General features: G+C 52.3%; 18 protein-coding genes. 11 read left to right on the plus strand and 7 right to left on the minus strand.

Features of this window, described 5'->3' with window-relative positions:
• Positions 1 to 147: 147 nt before the first annotated feature.
• The gene (gene ldtB, locus LCS67_RS14670) at positions 148 to 1,068 is read left to right on the plus strand and encodes a L,D-transpeptidase (protein ID WP_001056401.1); all 921 of its coding nucleotides are present in this window, start codon (positions 148 to 150) and stop codon (positions 1,066 to 1,068) included.
• 43 nt (positions 1,069 to 1,111) lie between these two features.
• On the opposite strand, the gene LCS67_RS14675 is transcribed toward ldtB, so the two are convergent.
• On the minus strand, positions 1,112 to 2,224 hold the full coding sequence (locus tag LCS67_RS14675; protein ID WP_001046525.1) for an anion transporter: 1,113 nt from the start codon (positions 2,222 to 2,224) through the stop codon (positions 1,112 to 1,114).
• Positions 2,221 to 2,694, minus strand: coding sequence for a manganese-binding transcriptional regulator MntR (gene mntR / locus LCS67_RS14680; protein WP_000533542.1), 474 nt, complete (start codon positions 2,692 to 2,694; stop codon positions 2,221 to 2,223). The genes LCS67_RS14675 and mntR overlap by 4 nt, the downstream gene beginning before the upstream one ends.
• A 185-nt stretch (positions 2,695 to 2,879) precedes the next feature.
• Between mntR and mntS the strand changes: the two genes are divergently transcribed.
• Both mntS and LCS67_RS14690 read left to right on the plus strand, forming a co-directional pair.
• The gene (gene mntS / locus LCS67_RS14685) at positions 2,880 to 3,008 is read left to right on the plus strand and encodes a manganase accumulation protein MntS (protein WP_001001755.1); all 129 of its coding nucleotides are present in this window, start codon (positions 2,880 to 2,882) and stop codon (positions 3,006 to 3,008) included.
• 264 nt (positions 3,009 to 3,272) lie between these two features.
• Positions 3,273 to 4,853, plus strand: a complete 1,581-nt coding sequence (locus LCS67_RS14690) for a phosphoethanolamine transferase (protein ID WP_023137168.1) — start codon at positions 3,273 to 3,275, stop codon at positions 4,851 to 4,853.
• A 62-nt stretch (positions 4,854 to 4,915) separates the two neighbouring features.
• Here LCS67_RS14690 and ompX read toward each other — a convergent pair whose 3' ends face one another.
• Positions 4,916 to 5,431 (minus strand): outer membrane protein OmpX, encoded by a 516-nt coding sequence (ompX, locus tag LCS67_RS14695; protein WP_000716763.1) that lies wholly within the window; start codon positions 5,429 to 5,431, stop codon positions 4,916 to 4,918.
• A 353-nt stretch (positions 5,432 to 5,784) separates the two neighbouring features.
• Between ompX and rhtA the strand changes: the two genes are divergently transcribed.
• The 6 genes from rhtA to ybiO all read left to right on the plus strand — a co-directional run bounded on the left by rhtA (position 5,785) and on the right by ybiO (position 12,566).
• On the plus strand, positions 5,785 to 6,672 hold the full coding sequence (gene rhtA, locus LCS67_RS14700; protein ID WP_001119555.1) for a threonine/homoserine exporter RhtA: 888 nt from the start codon (positions 5,785 to 5,787) through the stop codon (positions 6,670 to 6,672).
• A 302-nt stretch (positions 6,673 to 6,974) separates the two neighbouring features.
• Positions 6,975 to 7,478: a DNA starvation/stationary phase protection protein Dps gene (dps, locus tag LCS67_RS14705; protein WP_000100805.1), complete on the plus strand. Its 504-nt coding sequence runs from the start codon at positions 6,975 to 6,977 to the stop codon at positions 7,476 to 7,478.
• Positions 7,479 to 7,954: 476 nt separating this feature from the next.
• Positions 7,955 to 8,701, plus strand: coding sequence for a glutamine ABC transporter substrate-binding protein GlnH (gene glnH, locus LCS67_RS14710; RefSeq protein ID WP_000838671.1), 747 nt, complete (start codon positions 7,955 to 7,957; stop codon positions 8,699 to 8,701).
• Between the two features lie 145 nt (positions 8,702 to 8,846).
• Positions 8,847 to 9,506, plus strand: coding sequence for a glutamine ABC transporter permease GlnP (glnP, locus tag LCS67_RS14715; protein ID WP_001159076.1), 660 nt, complete (start codon positions 8,847 to 8,849; stop codon positions 9,504 to 9,506).
• Positions 9,503 to 10,225: a glutamine ABC transporter ATP-binding protein GlnQ gene (gene glnQ / locus LCS67_RS14720; protein ID WP_023137167.1), complete on the plus strand. Its 723-nt coding sequence runs from the start codon at positions 9,503 to 9,505 to the stop codon at positions 10,223 to 10,225. The genes glnP and glnQ overlap by 4 nt, the downstream gene beginning before the upstream one ends.
• A 118-nt stretch (positions 10,226 to 10,343) precedes the next feature.
• Positions 10,344 to 12,566, plus strand: coding sequence for a mechanosensitive channel protein (gene ybiO / locus LCS67_RS14725; protein ID WP_023137166.1), 2,223 nt, complete (start codon positions 10,344 to 10,346; stop codon positions 12,564 to 12,566).
• Here ybiO and rlmF read toward each other — a convergent pair.
• Complete coding sequence (gene rlmF, locus LCS67_RS14730) at positions 12,563 to 13,489, minus strand: 23S rRNA (adenine(1618)-N(6))-methyltransferase RlmF (RefSeq protein WP_001275964.1); 927 nt, start codon at positions 13,487 to 13,489, stop codon at positions 12,563 to 12,565. The two genes, ybiO and rlmF, sit on opposite strands and share 4 nt — an antisense overlap.
• A 204-nt stretch (positions 13,490 to 13,693) precedes the next feature.
• On the opposite strand from rlmF, the gene LCS67_RS14735 reads away from it, so the two are divergent.
• Both LCS67_RS14735 and ybiJ read left to right on the plus strand, forming a co-directional pair.
• Positions 13,694 to 13,960, plus strand: a complete 267-nt coding sequence (locus LCS67_RS14735) for a DksA/TraR family C4-type zinc finger protein (protein WP_000146332.1) — start codon at positions 13,694 to 13,696, stop codon at positions 13,958 to 13,960.
• Between the two features lie 284 nt (positions 13,961 to 14,244).
• The gene (gene ybiJ, locus LCS67_RS14740; RefSeq protein WP_000849089.1) at positions 14,245 to 14,505 is read left to right on the plus strand and encodes a DUF1471 family protein YbiJ; all 261 of its coding nucleotides are present in this window, start codon (positions 14,245 to 14,247) and stop codon (positions 14,503 to 14,505) included.
• 157 nt (positions 14,506 to 14,662) lie between these two features.
• On the opposite strand, the gene ybiB is transcribed toward ybiJ, so the two are convergent.
• From ybiB to rhlE, 3 genes are all read right to left on the minus strand, one after another.
• Positions 14,663 to 15,637, minus strand: a complete 975-nt coding sequence (gene ybiB / locus LCS67_RS14745; RefSeq protein ID WP_023230665.1) for a DNA-binding protein YbiB — start codon at positions 15,635 to 15,637, stop codon at positions 14,663 to 14,665.
• Positions 15,638 to 15,666: 29 nt separating this feature from the next.
• Positions 15,667 to 17,811, minus strand: a complete 2,145-nt coding sequence (gene dinG / locus LCS67_RS14750; protein ID WP_001218626.1) for an ATP-dependent DNA helicase DinG — start codon at positions 17,809 to 17,811, stop codon at positions 15,667 to 15,669.
• Positions 17,812 to 18,018: 207 nt separating this feature from the next.
• Positions 18,019 to 19,380 (minus strand): ATP-dependent RNA helicase RhlE, encoded by a 1,362-nt coding sequence (gene rhlE, locus LCS67_RS14755; protein ID WP_000007065.1) that lies wholly within the window; start codon positions 19,378 to 19,380, stop codon positions 18,019 to 18,021.
• Positions 19,381 to 19,512 lie beyond the last annotated feature (132 nt).

Consider the following 19,512-nt stretch of genomic DNA (forward strand, 5'->3'; position numbering starts at 1 on the left):
ACAAAGGGCTACACTGAACCGTAAGGGAAAAAAACGTGATTTCGTACACATCTGAATTCCCTGTTTACTGGAATGCACCTATAATGCGCTCCCAACATGACAGAATTCTCAACCTACTAGCCTGCTTGGCACAGAATCTCGCATAACATGAATATGAAATTAACAACGCTTTTCGCGGCGGCTTTCGCTGTAGTTGGTTTTTGTAAAACAGCCTCAGCAGTCACTTACCCGCTGCCTACCGATGGTAGCCGTTTAATTGGGCAAAATCAGGTCATCACCGTTCCGGAGGGCAATACCCAGCCGCTGGAGTATTTTGCCGCGGAGTATCAGATGGGGCTCTCCAACATGCTGGAAGCCAACCCTGGCGTGGATACCTTCCTGCCGAAGGGCGGTACCGTGCTGAATATTCCGCAGCAGCTGATCCTGCCGGATACCGTACACGAAGGCATTATCATTAATAGCGCGGAAATGCGCCTCTATTACTACCCGAAAGGCACAAACACCGTTATCGTCCTGCCGATTGGGATCGGTCAGTTAGGTAAAGACACGCCTATCAACTGGACGACCAAAGTTGAACGTAAAAAAGCCGGTCCGACCTGGACGCCTACGGCAAAAATGCACGCTGAATATCGCGCCGCCGGCGAGCCGCTGCCTGCCGTCGTGCCTGCGGGCCCGGATAACCCGATGGGCCTGTACGCGCTGTACATTGGTCGCCTGTATGCTATTCACGGCACCAACGCCAACTTCGGCATCGGGCTTCGCGTGAGCCACGGCTGCGTGCGTCTGCGCAACGACGATATCAAATTCCTGTTTGAAAATGTGCCGGTCGGCACCCGCGTGCAGTTTATCGATGAACCGGTAAAAGCCACCACCGAGCCGGACGGTAGCCGTTACATTGAGGTGCATAACCCGCTGTCAACGACGGAAGCGCAGTTTGAAGGTAAGGAAGCGGTGCCGATCACGCTTAATAAGAGTATCCTGGCCGTCACCAACGAGCCTGACGTTGATCAGGCCGTCGTACAACAGGCGGTTCAGGATCGTTCCGGGATGCCGGTTCGTCTGAACTGACAGACTCTGCCTGCGAAGCCCGATAGACACTATCGGGCTTCTCTTACGGCATCAGTTGCAATAATCCATATCCCACCAGCGCCGCCCATGCCAGCATCGGCAGCGAATAGAAATGAAATCGCCACCAGATTCGGCGATCGTTCGCCATCCGTAAAGCAATAAGATTTGCCAGCGACCCCGGCAGCAGACCAAACCCGCCGATATTCACCGCCCACGCCAGCAGCGTCGAGGCCGGTACATAGTTCAGCAGGAGAATGGTACTGGGCACATTACTGATAACCTGAGACAAGCCGATAGCGGTTAGCCAAAGTCCCAGGTGAGACAGTGCGCCAACCTGGTTGAAAACGCCCTGCAACGCCGGCAATTGCGTTAGCAGATGGACATCAATAAACATCGCCATAAATACCAGCAGCAGCGTCCAGTCCACGCTGACTATCACCCTGCGCGCCAGCACAATAAACCCAGCCGCCACCAACACCAGTCCCCATAACTCTTGCCTGAGCTCCAGCGCGGTAAGAAAAACGACATATAATCCCAGGCAACTCCACACCAGACGGGGCTGCCACTGCGGCGAACGCGTACCGGTATGATACTGTAACGCCCTACCCGGAAAACAAAACCAGCACAGGAGCAGTAACGTCAGCATCATCATGACGGCAAGCGGCGCCATTTGCCCGCTAAATTCAGCAAAGGTTAAGCCGGAGCGTCCCCACAATAGAATATTTTGCGGATTACCGACAGGCGTCAGCAGCGAACCGGCGTTCACCGCCAACGCCTCAAAAATAATCAATCGGTTGACCGGAATCGCACACAGTTTTTTCAACGTTATCGTCAGCGGCACAACGATAAACAGCGCGACATCGTTTGTCAGAAAGGTCGACAGCACCGCCGCAGCCAGCACCAGGAACATCGCCAGTTGCCGCTCGGTATGAAATCGGCGCGTCATCTTGCGTCCCAGCACATCGAAATAGCCGCTCAGCTCAACGCCTTTAGTGAGCAACATTAACCCACTGAGGGTAATAATGGTGTGCCAGTCAATCGCGCCAGGCCAGGCGCGAGGCGCAAAAGGAACAAACAGGCTTAACGCCATCCCCACAATGATCAACAACTGAAAAAAACGGTCACGCCGCAGCGCCCGTAAAAAAGCCAGATTCATTCTGCAGATGTTCCATGCTGTTGCGTGAAGGCCAAAAAGGCATCCAATGTCTCCTGGCTGACATGGTGTTCCATCCCTTCCGCATCACGACGCGCGATCTCCGGACTTACGCCTAACACCAGTAAAAAATTTTCGACAATTTGGTGCCGCTCGCGGCTTTCCTGCGCCAGCTTCTCCCCTTCCGGCGTCAGAAAAACGCCGCGCCAGGGGATCATTTGAATAAATCCTAACGATGCCAGGCGCTTAAGCATTTTGGCCACAGTTGGCTGGGAGACGCCGAGCCGAGCCGCCATATCCACCTGACGCGCTTCCCCTACCTCAATAATTAAATCGGAAATCAGCTCAACGTAATCGTCTATCAACTCACGGCGATGCGCCTCTCTGACCTGACGAAATCCTTCAACGTGTTCTTCTACGTTCACCAATTGCGTCACTTTTTTTGTTGTTGGCGTACCTGCGCGACGACCCATTTTGCTTCCTCGTTTCTGTGACGCGTTAACGCGTCAGCTGACAGAGCGCTCATTGTAAACCAGAGTTGTCCGGGCACAAAAAATTAACGTTTTAGCAATAGCTATAAAACATAGCCTGTGCTATATCTGTATGTAATGCAGACATCCCTCACGGATCGATGGGATAGAAACATCAGGAGGTTTATATGAACGAATTTAAGAGGTGTATACGCGTGTTCAGTCACTCTCCCTTTAAAGTCCGGTTAATGCTGCTCTCTATGTTGTGCGATATGATCAACGGCAAACCGGAACAGGATAACCCTTCCACGAAATAACGCGGCGGTGCGGTACGCCGCTTTATTTTGCATCCTCAACGGAAATGGCGCCCATTTCCCCTGTTTTTTTGTGGTTTTGCTATTCTCTTCGCAAAACATTTTCTTTCCGGCGGTTGACCTTCTTACCCGCACGCTCTATCTTCTGGCAGCCCTGAATATTTTGCGACTCGCCGTTGCGAACCCAATACCTTTTTTACGCATAATCAGGCAGGTAATGACCCTTCGCGCCAGGGTTAGCACATGGCGTTTTTGCAATAGTGGCATATGAATTCAACCCTTATCGATTCACTTCTCGCCCGTCGTCGGGCTGTAAGCCCGTGGGCGGGCCTCTACTTTTTACAGTCGCTGCTGATTAACCTCGCGCTCGGCTACCCCTTTAGCCTGCTTTATACCGCGGCGTTTACCTGCCTGTTGCTGCTGCTCTGGCGCTACCTGCCCCGCGGACAAAAAGCGCTGCTCGGCATTTGTTCGCTGGTAGCCGCTTGCTATTTTCCCTTTGGCCAGGCTTACGGCGCCCCGAACTTTAATACGCTGCTGGCGCTGCACTCCACCAATATGGAAGAGTCGAGCGAAATCCTGACCATCTTCCCGTGGTATAGCTACCTGACCGGACTTTTTATTTTTGCGCTGGGTATTATTGCGCTTCGCCGCCGAAAAGAAGAGGTCAGGCCGCGCTGGAATAGCCTCGACAGCCTGTGCCTGCTGATTAGCGTCGCGGCATTTTTCGTCGCGCCGGTACAAAATCTGGCATGGGGCGGCGTTTTTAAGGTTATTGATACCGGCTATCCGGTTTTTCGCTTCGCTAAAGACGTTATCGTCAATAACAACGAAGTCATTGAAGAGCAGCACCGTATGGCGCAGCTATCCGGCATAAAAGATAGCTGGACGGTTACTACGGTGAAACCCAGATATCACATCTATGTCGTGGTGATAGGTGAAAGCGCGCGACGGGATGCCATGGGCGCTTTCGGCGGCCACTGGGATAATACCCCCTTCGCCAGCCATGTGAATGGCGACTTCTTTATGGATTACATCGCCGCCAGCGGCTCAACGCAAAAATCGCTCGGTTTAACGCTCAATCGCGTGGTGGATAACAAACCGCAGTATCAGGATAACTTCGTCACGCTGGCTAACCGCGCCGGTTTTCAGACATGGTGGTTTTCCAATCAGGGGCAAATCGGTGAATACGACACGGCCATCGCCAGTATCGCCAAACGCGCCGATGAAGCGCATTTCCTGAAAAACGGCGATTTTGAAGCGGATAAAAATACTCGCGACGACGCGCTGTTAACCATGACGGCGCAGGTATTGGCGACAGAACGCACGCAACCGCAGTTGATTGTGTTGCATTTAATGGGATCGCATCCCCAGGCCTGTGACCGTACTCAGGGAAAATACGCGACGTTTGTCCAGTCGAAAGAGACGTCTTGTTATTTATACACCATGACGCAAACCGACGATTTGCTCCGTCAGCTCTATACTCAGCTTCGTCATAGCGGCGACAGTTTTTCGCTCGTGTATTTCTCCGATCACGGGCTGGCGTTTAAAGAGCGCGGCAAAGCGGTACAGTACCTGGCGCATGACGACAAATTCCAGCAAAACTTCCAGGTGCCGTTTATGGTGCTATCCAGCGACAGTAAAGCGCATCGGATCATTAAAGCTCGCCGTTCCGCGAACGATTTCCTGAGTTTTTTCTCGCAATGGACAGGAATTAGCGCTAAAGAGATCAAAAATCGCTATCGATTTATTTCGGAACAGAAAGCCGGGCCCGTTTATATCACCAATTTCAAATTACAGAAAGTGGACTATAACCATCTGGGCAGCGATATTTTTTCACTAAAATAATGCATGTTTCAGGCAAAAAAAATCCGCCCCGAAAGGCGGATTTTTCATTTTCACCGACGTGATTAGAAGCGGTAACCCACGCCAGCAATCCAGGTGCCAACGTCAACGCTACGAATACGGCTCTGCTCGTAAGAGAAGTCCAGAGCAACATTTTCCATCGGGTTGAATTGCAGACCAGCGCCATAGGAGAAGCCATAATCGCTGGTGTCATGCTTGTAGGTTGGGTAATCGGTCGTCTGGAATTTACCGTAACCCACACCGACTACACCGTAGATGCTCGCCCAATCGTTCAGACGGTAAGCCGGGCCGGCAGTGATGCCGTAGTACTGACCTTTGTTGTAATCGCCCGCACCGTTAGTACGATCTTTTTCGGTGTAGGTGAAGGAACCGATTACGCCCAGCGGGTTGTCGTCCTGCTCGTAACGATACTTCAGGTTGAAACCGCTCATTTTATTCGCTACGCCCTGCGCGTCGCTCTGAGCGTAACCACCGGTAACGGTAGAAGTAGCAGCTACTGCAGTACCTGCGGAAAAAGCCAGAACAGCGGCCAGTGCTGAAAGACATGCAATTTTTTTCATAACCACCTCAAATGTGCTTCAAGTAAGTCCTAAGTTTTAAATATATCAAAAATTAATGGGAAACTCTTTGCGATTCACGGTGTCTAAGGGCGCCTTTCATGTAACAGAACGTTTCCATATCGCGCTATCTTATTCAATTAACATCACTTTTCCGGCTGATTGCACCAATAATGCGCGTGCGACGCGATACATTCATCCAGATTATTCCTAAACTAACAGTCTATTTATCCATCAATTTAAGTTCATTTTATGGAATCCTGGAAATTTTTTTTCAACGAATCCTCAACCGCCACGGGGAATTTCCATTACACTGCCACCTTTACTCGTACTGACATTTTTTGACAGGAGAAAGGATGCCGGGGTCAACACGTAAACTACCAGTCTGGTTGCCCATTTTGGTTTTGCTCATTGCCATGTCCTCTATTCAGAGTGGCGCTTCACTGGCGAAATCGTTATTTCCTCTTGTCGGCGCGCCGGGCGTAACGGCGCTTCGTCTGGCGTTGGGAACGCTTATCCTTATCGCCTTTTTCAAACCCTGGCGTTTGCGTTTTGCCAAAGAGCAGCGACTGCCTTTGCTGTTTTATGGTCTGTCGCTGGGCGGGATGAACTATCTATTCTATCTGTCGATTCAGACGGTGCCGTTGGGTATTGCGGTCGCGCTGGAATTTACCGGTCCTCTGGCGGTCGCGCTGTTTTCATCCCGGCGGCCGGTAGATTTTATTTGGGTCGTACTGGCTGTGCTTGGACTCTGGTTCCTGCTGCCATTAGGGCAAGATATGTCTCACGTCGATCTTACCGGGGCCGCGTTGGCGCTCGGCGCTGGCGCCTGTTGGGCTGTCTATATTCTTACCGGCCAGCGAGCAGGCGCGGAACATGGTCCGGCCACGGTGGCGGTAGGCTCGCTGATTGCCGCCATCATTTTCGTGCCGATTGGCGCAGTTCAGGCTGGCGACGCGCTATGGCACTGGTCGATTCTTCCCTTAGGGTTAGCGGTCGCTGTGCTTTCTACGGCACTGCCTTATTCACTGGAAATGATTGCGCTGACGCGTCTACCAACCCGCACCTTCGGTACGCTGATGAGCATGGAACCCGCGCTGGCCGCCGTTTCCGGGATGATTTTTCTGGGCGAAACGCTTACGGGCATACAAATCATGGCCCTGTGCGCCATCATTGCCGCCTCAATGGGATCTACCCTAACGATTCGCCGCGAACCGCAAATTAAACAAGTTGACGTAAAATAGTTTCTTATTCTGCATGATGTGCATAATCATGCAGAATATCACCTCGTTATTCACCTTTTATTATCGCGCTATTACTTCGTCATTTTTTGTCATATTTTTTCTCATTTTTTACATTAAAATGAGAATTATTACCCAACAAACAACAAGCTCGCCTAACTAATTGATTTACAATCAAAATAAATATTAAATCTTGTCTGTACTATTAAAGTGATAGGTAAATTCAAAAAAGCAAAGTTAAAAACCGGTGCTATACTTATTTTCGTTAATTACCTGGGACACAAACATCAAGAGGATATGAGATTATGAGTACCGCTAAACTGGTAAAAACAAAAGCGTCTAATCTGCTTTATACCCGTAACGATGTATCAGAGAGCGATAAAAAAGCGACGGTTGAGTTGCTTAATCGTCAGGTGATCCAGTTCATTGACCTGTCGCTGATCACGAAACAGGCCCACTGGAACATGCGCGGTGCTAACTTTATTGCCGTTCATGAGATGCTGGATGGCTTCCGTACCGCACTGACCGATCATCTGGATACTATGGCCGAGCGCGCCGTACAGCTTGGCGGTGTGGCGTTAGGCACCACGCAAGTTATCAACAGCAAAACTCCGCTGAAAAGCTATCCGCTGGACATCCATAACGTGCAGGATCACTTAAAAGAACTGGCCGATCGCTACGCTGTTGTCGCTAATGATGTTCGCAAAGCTATCGGTGAAGCCAAAGATGAAGACACTGCCGATATCTTTACCGCCGCATCACGCGACCTCGATAAATTCCTGTGGTTTATCGAATCCAACATCGAATAAATCTATCTCTACCCTGAATACTTCGAGTTGCAGGAAGGTACAAACGCAGCGAATCCGCAGGAGCCTGACTTCCGTCGGTCACTGAAGCGAACGCACCTGCAACTTGATGTACACAGGTATATAAGTCATCCCTATACCCCTGCCTGGCACAGGGGTTTTGCACTTAAATAGTGCACACGTCTTGTACTCCCCCTCAATAAAAGTGAATTATTTGTAATAATTACATCACACAATCGTTAATTAAAGATTGTTTTAACAACAATTTTTACGCTAAATAGACCCTGTATCTCTACTTTGTTATTCATGCACTAAATCAGTGCCCCAAAACGGTGCGGCATACTGGTTTTGCCCGACTTATTGTGCACAGGAATGATTCACGCTTCTGTTAAAACAATGAGTTACATAATTGGCATGATTTTTTCATTATGCTACATGTTCTCGCAGGGGATCGCCCCGTGGATAGAAAAGGAAATGCTATGAAGTCTCTATTAAAAGTTTCACTGGCTGCACTTACCCTGGCTTTTGCGGTGTCTTCGCACGCCGCGGATAAGAAACTCGTTGTGGCAACCGATACGGCGTTCGTTCCGTTTGAATTTAAACAGGGCGACAAATACGTCGGTTTTGATGTTGATCTGTGGGACGCTATCGCGAAAGAACTGAAGCTGGACTACACCCTGAAACCGATGGATTTCAGCGGCATTATTCCGGCATTACAAACCAAAAATATCGATCTGGCGCTGGCGGGTATTACGATTACAGACGAGCGTAAAAAAGCGATCGATTTTTCCGATGGCTATTACAAAAGCGGTCTGCTCGTGATGGTGAAAGCCAACAATAACGACATTAAAAGCGTTAAAGACCTCGATGGCAAAGTCGTTGCCGTGAAGAGCGGAACCGGGTCGGTGGATTACGCGAAAGCGAATATCAAAACCAAAGACCTGCGTCAGTTCCCGAACATTGATAACGCGTACATGGAATTAGGCACCAACCGCGCAGACGCCGTTCTGCACGATACGCCGAACATCCTGTACTTTATCAAAACCGCAGGCAACGGCCAGTTCAAGGCGGTAGGCGAATCGCTGGAAGCACAGCAATACGGAGTTGCCTTCCCGAAAGGCAGCGATGAACTGCGCGAGAAAGTCAACGGCGCGCTGAAAACGCTGCGTGAGAATGGCACCTATAACGAAATCTACAAAAAATGGTTCGGTACAGAACCTAAATAAAACGACCTGATGTTGGCTTGTGGCCCGGTAGTGAGGACGCTCACCGGGCCTACAGCTCTTTTTCGTGACGGATAAGACACTTTCACGCCATTTCCGCGCCGGATAGAGCATTTGACTATTTACACCACGGTAACAGGAACGACATATGCAGTTTGACTGGAGCGCCATCTGGCCCGCCATTCCGCTTTTGCTTGAGGGCGCTAAAATGACCCTGTGGATCTCGGTCCTCGGTCTGGCTGGCGGCCTGGTTATTGGACTGGCGGCAGGTTTTGCCCGTACGTTTGGCGGCTGGTTCGCCAACCACATCGCCCTGGTTTTCATTGAAATTATTCGCGGCACGCCCATCGTTGTCCAGGTCATGTTTATCTACTTTGCCCTGCCGATGGCATTTAATGATTTGCGTATTGATCCGTTCAGCGCAGCGGTCGTGACAATTATGATTAACTCCGGCGCTTATATCGCGGAAATTACTCGCGGCGCAGTACTATCCATTCACAAAGGTTTTCGCGAAGCGGGTCTGGCGCTGGGCCTTTCTCGCCGGGAAACCATCCGCCATGTTATTTTACCGCTTGCTCTGCGCCGTATGCTGCCGCCGCTGGGCAACCAGTGGATCATTAGCATCAAAGACACCTCGTTGTTTATTGTTATCGGCGTAGCCGAGCTGACCCGTCAGGGCCAGGAAATTATTGCCGGTAACTTTCGCGCCCTGGAAATCTGGAGCGCCGTGGCCGTCTTCTATTTGATCATTACGCTGGTGCTGAGCTTTATTTTGCGTCGTCTTGAAAGAAGGATGAAAATCCTGTGATTGAATTTAAAAACGTCTCCAAGCACTTTGGCCCCACCCAGGTGCTGCATAACATTGATTTAAACATCCGTCAGGGCGAAGTGGTTGTGATTATCGGCCCTTCCGGTTCGGGTAAATCCACGTTATTACGCTGTATCAATAAACTGGAAGAGATCACCTCCGGCGATCTGATTGTCGATGGTCTGAAAGTCAACGATCCTAAAGTAGACGAACGGCTGATTCGCCAGGAAGCCGGCATGGTGTTTCAACAGTTTTATCTGTTCCCGCATCTGACCGCGCTCGAAAACGTGATGTTCGGTCCTCTGCGCGTGCGCGGCGTAAAGAAAGAAGAAGCGGAAAAACAGGCGAAAACACTATTAGCGAAAGTTGGACTGGCGGAACGGGCGCACCACTACCCCTCCGAGCTTTCCGGCGGTCAACAACAGCGCGTCGCCATTGCCCGAGCGCTGGCAGTGAAGCCGAAAATGATGCTCTTTGACGAGCCAACCTCCGCTCTGGACCCTGAACTGCGCCATGAAGTGCTGAAAGTCATGCAGGATCTGGCGGAAGAAGGCATGACCATGGTCATTGTCACTCACGAAATAGGCTTTGCCGAAAAAGTCGCCTCACGGCTGATTTTCATCGATAAAGGCCGTATTGCCGAAGATGGCAGTCCGCAGGCGTTGATCGAAAACCCGCCAAGCCCACGTTTACAGGAATTTTTACAGCACGTCTCCTGAGATATCGCCCTTCCTGCCCTGCGGCAGGAAGGGCATCATGGAATAGTCCCATTTCATTTTCCCTCCCCTGCGCCATCTATACTTAGTGTTTTGCGTCTCTTTTCTCACTGGAGGAGTCATGCGGTGGACCCTGTTCATCCTTTTTTGTCTACTGGGCGCGCCTGCCCATGCGGTCGCCATACCCGGCGTGACCACGGGGACATCAACCAGCCAGCAAGCAGCGCCAGAGCCCAGTCCTGAACAAAAAAAAGCGGCCTATGCGGCCCTGGCTGACGTACTGGAGAACGAGGCTTCACGTAACGAATTAATAGCGCAACTCCGCGAAGCCTCAACCACGCCGCCGACCGAGCCGTCGCCAGCGCTTGCGCCGCCTGCGGCCAAAGATGAGAAAACGGTACTGGAGAACGTCACCACCGTTACCCGTCAGTACGGCGATGCTTTCGCTACCCGTTTCGCCCAGCTTTATCGCAACATCACCGATGCGCCGCACAAGCCGTTTAACTCGCAAACCTTCACCAACGCGTTAACCCACTTTTTATTTCTGGCCGTCGCGGTATTTGGTTTTTATAGCGTGATACGGCTTTGCGCCCTGCCGTTATATCGAAAAATGGGCCTGTGGGCGCGCAAGAAAAACCGTGAACGCAGCAACTGGTTACAGCTCCCGGCGATGATCGTCGGCGCGTTTATTATCGACCTGCTGCTACTGGCGCTCACCTTATTTATCGGTCAGATGCTCAGTGATAATTTCCATGCGGGAAGTCGAACTATCGCTTTTCAGCAAAGCCTGTTCCTGAATGCCTTCGCGCTGATAGAGTTCTTTAAAGCGATTCTGCGGCTTATTTTTTGCCCTAATGTACCGGAATTACGCCCATTCGCGATTCAGGATGCGACAGCGCGTTACTGGAATCGCCGTATGAGTTCCCTTAGCAGTTTGATTGGCTACGGGCTGATTGTTGCCGTTCCGATTATTTCCAACCAGGTGAATGTTCAGGTTGGCGCGATGGCTAATGTGGCGATCATGCTCTGCATCACCATCTGGGCGCTGTACCTGATCTTTAAAAACAAAGCGGAGATTACGCAACATTTATTAAGTCTGGCGGAACGATCATTAGCCTTTTTTAGCCTGTTTATCCGCGCCTTTGCGCTGGTGTGGCACTGGCTGGCCAGCGCCTACTTTATCGTGCTGTTTTTCTTCTCGTTATTCGACCCAGGCAATAGTCTGAAGTTTATGATGGGCGCGACCGTGCGCAGTCTGGCGATTATTGGCATCGCGGCGTTTATCTCCGGTATGTTTACCCGCTGGATAGCGAAAACCATCACCCTGTCGCCCCACACGCAGCGCAATTACCCGGAATTACAAAAGCGGCTTAACGGCTGGCTCTCCTCGGCGCTAAAAGTCGCACGCTTTTTGACCGTCTGCGTCGCCGTTATGCTGTTGCTCAACGCCTGGGGATTATTCGATTTCTGGCACTGGCTACATTATGGCGCGGGGGAAAAGATGGTCGATATCCTCATCCGTATCGCGTTAATCTTATTCTTCTCCGCCGTGGGATGGACGATTCTCGCCAGTCTGATTGAGAATCGCCTGGCCTCCGATATTCATGGCCGCCCGCTACCCAGCGCCCGCACGCGCACGCTGCTGACGCTGTTCCGCAATGCGCTGGCAGTGATTATCAGTACCATAACCATCATGATCGTGTTATCGGAAATCGGCGTCAATATCGCGCCATTGCTGGCTGGCGCGGGGGCGTTAGGTCTGGCTATCTCTTTCGGTTCGCAAACCCTGGTGAAAGATATTATTACCGGCGTCTTTATTCAGTTTGAAAACGGGATGAATACCGGCGACTTAGTCACCATAGGCCCGCTGACGGGGACGGTCGAAAGAATGTCGATTCGTTCCGTCGGCGTGCGGCAGGATACCGGGGCATACCATATTATCCCGTGGTCCTCGATCACCACTTTCGCCAACTTTGTGCGCGGTATCGGCTCAGTTGTCGCCAACTATGACGTGGATCGCCATGAGGATGCGGATAAAGCGAATCAGGCGCTGAAAGACGCGGTAACGGCGCTGATGGAGACGGAGGATATTCGCGGGCTGATTATCGGTGAACCCACGTTCGCCGGTATTGTCGGTTTAACGAACACGGCGTTTACTTTACGCGTATCGTTCACCACCCTACCGCTCAAGCAGTGGACGGTGCGTTTTGCCCTTGATAGCCAGGTGAAAAAGCATTTTGATCTGGCCAATGTGCGCGCGCCGGTGCAAACGTATCAGGTTCTGCCCTCCCCCGCCGGCGGCCCGTCGCCTGATTCACTGCCGCCGCGCGAACCGACGATTTAGCGTTTACGGGTGATAAAACGGCGACGCTGGTCGTCATCCATAAAGGTCCAGGCGATAAAGCGGCTTTGCTTTTGCCCCTGGGCCATCTCTTTTTTCACCACTTTCACCGCGCCAGCCTCCGTCAACGCCCGGTAAAGCGGCGGTAAATTCTCGCCGCGCGACACCAACGTCGTAAACCACAACACCTGACGGCGGAAGGTTTGGCTTTCAGCAATCATTTTTTTAATAAAGGCGACTTCGCCGCCTTCGCACCATAGCTCCTGCTGTTGACCGCCAAAGTTCAGCGCATCATCTTTATTCTGCCCCAAATTGCGGCGCTTACGCTCGCTGCCCGCGCGGGCTGCGGCGGCGGAGTCGTGAAAAGGCGGGTTACAAAGCGTTGCGTCATAAAATTCATTTTTATGAATAATACCGGTAAAAATGGCCGCCGGATCTTTTTGCCGACGCAGACGAATGGCGCGGCTTAACCCCGTATTAGCCTGAATGATAGCCTGCGCGCTGGACATCGCTGCGTCGCTGACTTCACTACCGGTAAATCGCCAGCCATATTCATGTACGCCGATAAGCGGATAAATACAATTGGCGCCCACCCCCACGTCCAGAATAGTTGCCTGCGCCGGAATACTCCCTGTCGTTTCGCCAAGCAGATCCGCCAGATGATGGATATAATCCGCACGACCAGGCACCGGCGGACATAAAAACCCTGGCGGAATGTCCCAGTGTGTAACGGCATAAAAATGCGCCAGCAACGCCTTATTGAGCGCTTTTACCGCTTGCGGATTAGCAAAATCAACGCTCTGTTCACCGGCGGGCGTGCGGATAAGAAAGGACGTCAATTCTGGCGTGGTCTGACACAGTGCGGCGAGATCATAACGGTGTTGGTGGCGGTTGCGCGGGTGTAACCCCGGTTTCTGGGCGGACATGGCATTCTCCTTTTAGCAGCGGCGTAAGATACCCGTATAACGCCACGGGGTAAATATACCACCGCGAATTCCCTGCCTCGCTCGTTTGATCGGATATCTGAATGACATTGGTTCTGCTCATGGTCTGAAAAGATCGCGCGATGCGATTTTTTCACCTGACGGCGCTACACTTAACCTCAGGTACCCTAAAATCAGGAGAGCGTGATGGCATCCGGCTGGGCAAATGACGACGCAGTGAATGAACAAATCAACAATACCATTGAAGATGCTGTTGCCCGCGCTCGCGGCGAACTTCCCCACGGCGAAAGTCGCGATGAATGCGAATCTTGCGGCGATCCTATCCCTGAAGCGCGGCGTAAAGCCGTACCGGGCGTTCGGTTATGCATATCCTGTCAACAGGAGAAAGATTTACATAACGCAACATTTTCAGGATATAATCGTAGAGGTTCAAAAGACAGCCAGTTACGCTGACTTTTCTTTACCGAAACCGCCAGTATCACCCATTCCTTTACGCTCATGCTTTTTAGCGTTCTGCGTCGCAGAATGTGCCGTTAACATCGACTCTGTAAAGCCAGATGACAAGAAAGGTAAATTCCACCGTTGAATTAATTAATAATCAATAGGTTATTTGTCATTCAAAAATTTTGAGCAAGGCCGTCAATTCTATTCGATTTTATCTTTCGCAAAAAACCGTGATACTCATCACATCGACGGAACATCGTCCCATAAACAGAATAACCTGCGAGAGATTAATCATGAAAACCATTAAATATGCTGTTGCAGCCATCGCGCTTTCCACCCTTTCTTTTGGCGCTTTTGCCGCAGAACCGGTTAGCGCGTCTCAGACGCAAAACCTGCATAAAATCGGCGTAGTGTCTGCCGATGGCGCCACCACGCTGGATGGCCTGGAAGCTAAACTGGCTGAAAAAGCCGCCGCTGCTGGCGCAAGCGCTTATAACATCACCTCCGCCGTGGGTAATGACAAAATGAGCGGCACTGCGGTGATTTATAAATAATTTACCTGCCCGCCAGATTTCAGGCTGTAACATCGCTGTTGTTTGAATTCTGACGGGTATTACCCTCGTCTGTTTGCCAACAGACACCCACTGCTCCAACCCTCATTAACCCTGTTTGTTACCCTTATTTGCCCGTCCGCCACTGGACGGGCTTTTTTTATTCGCTAAAAGCCTGTTCGACGCGCGCAATCCCGTCTTCTAACGTCGCCGCCTCTCCCGTCGCAACCAGACAACAGACCATTTGCGTTTTTAATGATTGCGGCACCGGCTCGTGGCCGGCAAGGCAGCGCTCAATCCAGCGCGCGGTGATTTCAGGATCTTTAGTCGCAGGCAGTAAAAGCGGCTCGTCGTGCGTGTCGCTCTGACGCTCATGTAGTACCTGCACGCCACGGCTATCAATCAGGCTGATTTGCGGACAGCGTTGCGGGTTGGCATAGACTTCGCCTTCGGTACCATGCATCAGCAAAGCCCGCCCGCCAATGCGGCTAAAAAAGGTCGCCACACGCGGGACATATTCAGGGTGAGAAACGCTTGATAAACGCAGCGCGGCATCCTCAGCAAATGGCGTCGCCAGCTTGGCCAGTGAATGTGCGCTGTTGCGCACGCCCATCCGCCAGCGCATCGCCAGCTGTTTTTCCAGCGGCGGGCAGAGCGCGCTCACCGGGATAAACACCGGCTGGTGCCCGTCCAGTTTGGCCTGCGCTTGTCCACCGTGTAGAGTGGGGACAATCCCCATCAGCTCAAATATTGTTTCCGTCAGTACACGGGTCGGATCTTCACTGACGCCGTGTACTACGACTGGAAAGCCCAATTTATGCAGCAGGATAGCCAGCAGCGGCGTTAAATTCGCCTGTTTACGCGCGCCGTTATAGCTGGGAATAACGACCGGCAACGGCCTATCTGCGGGCGGTGTCAGTTTGATGGTATGATTCTGCATGGCTTCATAAAAGCCCAGCATTTCGGCTTCGCCTTCGCCTTTAATACGCAGCGCCATCAATATACTGCCCATTTCCAGGTCGGGGATGTCGCCATTCAGCATTCGGGTATACAAACCGCGCGCGGTGTCCAGATCCAGATCGCGGGCGTGATTTTTACCTCGCCCGATCTCTTTGATGATCTTGCGATAATCCATTGAAAGCTCCTTGAAGTGTGCTCACAGCATTAACGCCGTCGGCGGCGTGCAGGTTTTGCTTTTGGTTTTACTATAACGTCTGGCACGGCAGGCTGCTCTATCGGAAAAACAGGTAAGGCATTCAGTAAACGCTGTCCGTAGTTTTTGGTCAACAACCGCTTATCATAAATGACCACTTCTCCCCGACAGGCATGGCTACGGATCAATCGCCCTACCTGCTGAATTAAATTAAAAGACGCGCTTGGTAAGCTTTGTACCTCAAACGGATAACGATTCAGGCTTTTTAGCCATTCGCCTTCGGTGATCACGACCGGGCTGTCGATCGGCGGGAAGGCAATTTTATGGATATGGACCTGCGTCAGCAGCTCGCCTTTAAGATCCAGCCCTTCGGCAAAAGACTGAAGCCCAACCAGCACGCTGCGTTCGCCGCTCTCCACCCGTTTACGGTGCAGCTCCACCAGCCGGTAACGCGGCTGGTCGCCCTGGACCAGGAGGAGTAAGCGCACATCAGCGACATGCTCCAGAAAACGCTGCATCGCCCGCCCGCTGGCGAACAGTACCAGCATACCATGATGTTTTTTGCTCTCCAGTTGCTCACGAAAATAGGCCGCCATTTCGGCAATATGCTGCTCTTCGTTATCAATGGTGGGTTCGTAGCGCATTTGAGGAATCACCAGTTTCCCCTGTTCCACATGATTAAACGGCGAATCCAGCGCCACAAAGCGATCGCCGGCTTTTTCTTTTAAGCCGCTCATTTCCTGCAGGCGCGAAAAGCTATTGAGCGAGCGCAGTGTCGCCGAGGTGACAATAATGTGCGGTACGCTGCGCCATAACAATCTTTCCAGCTGATCGCTGACGCGGATACCGACACAATGGAACCAGACGTGGAGTTGCCCTTCGCGTATTTCACGCGTCGCCCATTTGGACACCGGCGCGCCTGAAGACTGCGCCATCGAAGCCAGCCGCCATAATTTACTTTGCGCCTCGAACATTCCCAGCGCCCGGTTCATCTGTAAAATCACCCGATGCAAACGCACAATATCGTGCGACCCGGTTTTTTCGCTGAGATCGTTGAGAAAGGATTCCGCCAGCCCACGCAGCGTCTCGGTCAGCTTCGCCAGTCGCTGACAGATTTCCATGACCTCATCAGGCAACTCGCCCATTGCAAAACGGTGCTCCGCCTCCTGCGCTGCGGGCATATACAGATTAAGAATGGCATTGAGCGAGGCGATCAGTTCGTATACCTCCTCGCAATGGGCGTTAAGTCGCTCAGGATTCGCTAACGGCGGCGTGGTTTTAGGGCGAAATTGCTCCATGCAGGTCGCCACCAGTTTGCTGAACAGATCCAGTTGCAAGCGATACCAGGAGGCGGTAATTTCCGCGCTCATCTCCAGCGCATCGCGAGCGACATCGGGCAGATGATGACCTTCATCCAGTACCAACAGCAGATGCTTTGGTTCCGGCAGTACGGCTTCACTTTCCATCGCCGCCATTACCAGCGCGTGATTCGCCACCACGACTTCCGCTTCATGTATTTCACGTCGGGCGACAAAGAATGGACATTCGCGGTAATAGTGACAGTTGCGGTTCAGACAACTGGCTTTATCGGTACTTAATCGCCGCCACAGATCGTCGTCAATAGCAATGTCGGTATGATCCCGCAGACCATCCCATTTGTAACCGTCAAGATCCCCTTTCAGCCTGGCGCAGCGCTTTTGCTCTTCCTGGTTGTTAGGCGTCAGTTCGTCATCAAGAAAGGCGAGCAGATCCTGCTGCGTAGGCTCGCTACTGGCGAGCGCCGCCAGGTTTCGCGGACACACGTAGCGCCCGCGGCCAAAGGCGGCGGTAAAACGCAGATCGGGGATGATTTTTCGTAGCAGCGGCAAATCTTTGCTAAAGATCTGATCCTGTAACGCCACGTTAGCGGTACTGACCACCAGTGTTTTTTGCTCTTCCCGGGCAATGGCAATACCGGGAATAAGATAGGAGAGGGTTTTCCCGACGCCGGTCGGCGCTTCAATAGCCAGATGTCTCCCTTCTTCCCCGGCCAGCGTTCTGGCGACGTCAGCAATCATCTGCCGCTGCGGCGCACGGGGAATAAAGTCGGGAATCTGGTCCTGAAGCGCCTTATACCAGGCGGCGATTTGCGCTTTCAGCGCAGCGGTCAATGCCATGAGAAAACCTGAAGTACTGTATAAACAGCCACTATTGTGTCACATTTCAGGGGCGGGAAGTACCTTTTTTACCGGTTCTGGAAGGCGGCTCGCAACGCGATGTGTATTTTGCCGGATGACGGTGCAAGCACCTTATCCGGCCTACGTATTTGCATAGTCCGTAGGCCCGGTAAGCGTCGCGCTACCGGGCATGTTGCCGGATAAAATTTACTGGGCAGGCGTGATTCTGCGCGGGCGACGCGGCGGACGTGCTTTGTCGCCAGCGGGTTTCCCCTCGCCTGTGCGCGGTTTTGGTTTCGCCTTCGCCGCCCCGCTATCCTGACGTCGCGGCTGCTGACTGCGCCCCGCTCCCCCCTGATTTTGTCCGCGACCACGACCGCCGCCGCCGCGCTGCTGACGGCCATTCTGAATCGGCTCCGCTTTAATCGACGGGTCCGGCTCATAGCCCGGCGTCGTAATGCGTGGGATCTCTTTTTTCAGCAACTTTTCGATATCACGCAACAGTTTATGCTCGTCAACACAGACCAGCGACAGCGCCTCGCCAGTTGCCGCCGCGCGACCGGTACGGCCAATACGATGTACATAATCTTCCGGCACGTTCGGCAGCTCATAGTTGACCACGTGCGGCAGCTCTTCAATATCCAGACCACGCGCCGCAATATCCGTCGCCACCAGCACGCGAATATCGCCGGATTTAAAATCGGCCAGCGCGCGGGTACGTGCGCCCTGCGATTTATTACCGTGGATCGCCGCGCTGCGAATACCGTCTTTGTTAAGCTGTTCCGCCAAATGGTTCGCGCCATGCTTGGTGCGGGTGAAGACCAACACCTGCTGCCAGTTGCCCTGGCCAATCATTTGTGACAGCAGTTCGCGCTTACGTTTTTTATCGACAAAGTGCACGTGCTGCGTCACCTGCTCTGAGGCCGTGTTGCGGCGCGCCACTTCGATTTCCAGCGGGTTGCGCAACAGCTTTTCGGCGAGCGCTTTGATGTCGTCGGAGAACGTGGCGGAGAACAGCAGATTCTGACGCTTCGCCGGCAGTTTCGCCAGCACGCGACGAATGTCATGAATGAAGCCCATATCCAGCATACGGTCGGCTTCATCCAGTACCAGAATCTCAATCTGATCCAGCTTCACGGCATTTTGATGTTCCAGGTCGAGCAGACGTCCCGGCGTCGCCACCAGCACATCCACGCCGCCGCGCAGTTTCATCATCTGCGGATTGATGCTTACGCCGCCAAATACCACCAGCGAGCGAATGTTGAGATATTTACTGTAATCTCTGACGTTTTCGCCAATTTGCGCCGCCAGCTCGCGGGTTGGCGTGAGGATCAATGCGCGCACCGGGCGACGACCTTTAGCGTGCGGCTGATGGGTAATCAGATGCTGCAACAATGGCAGGGTAAAACCCGCCGTTTTACCGGTTCCGGTCTGGGCGCTGGCCATCAGATCGCGGCCTTCCAGCACGGCGGGAATCGCCTGTTGCTGAATAGGGGTAGGTTCACGGTAACCCTGCTCGGCAATGGCGCGCAGGATATCAGGGTTTAATCCCAGGGAATCAAAAGACATAACTACTCCGGACCGCCCCGACCGTTGCCGGTGTAGTTTTCAGGGAGATGCTCAAATTTGGAATGACAAAAACCACAATGTCATGAAGGGGCGGAGTGTAGCAGTTTTTGTGATGCGGCGCATAAATTATCC

The sequence above is a fragment of the Salmonella sp. A7 genome, assembly GCF_020181675.1.
GTDB classification, from domain to species: Bacteria; Pseudomonadota; Gammaproteobacteria; order Enterobacterales; family Enterobacteriaceae; genus Salmonella; species Salmonella enterica.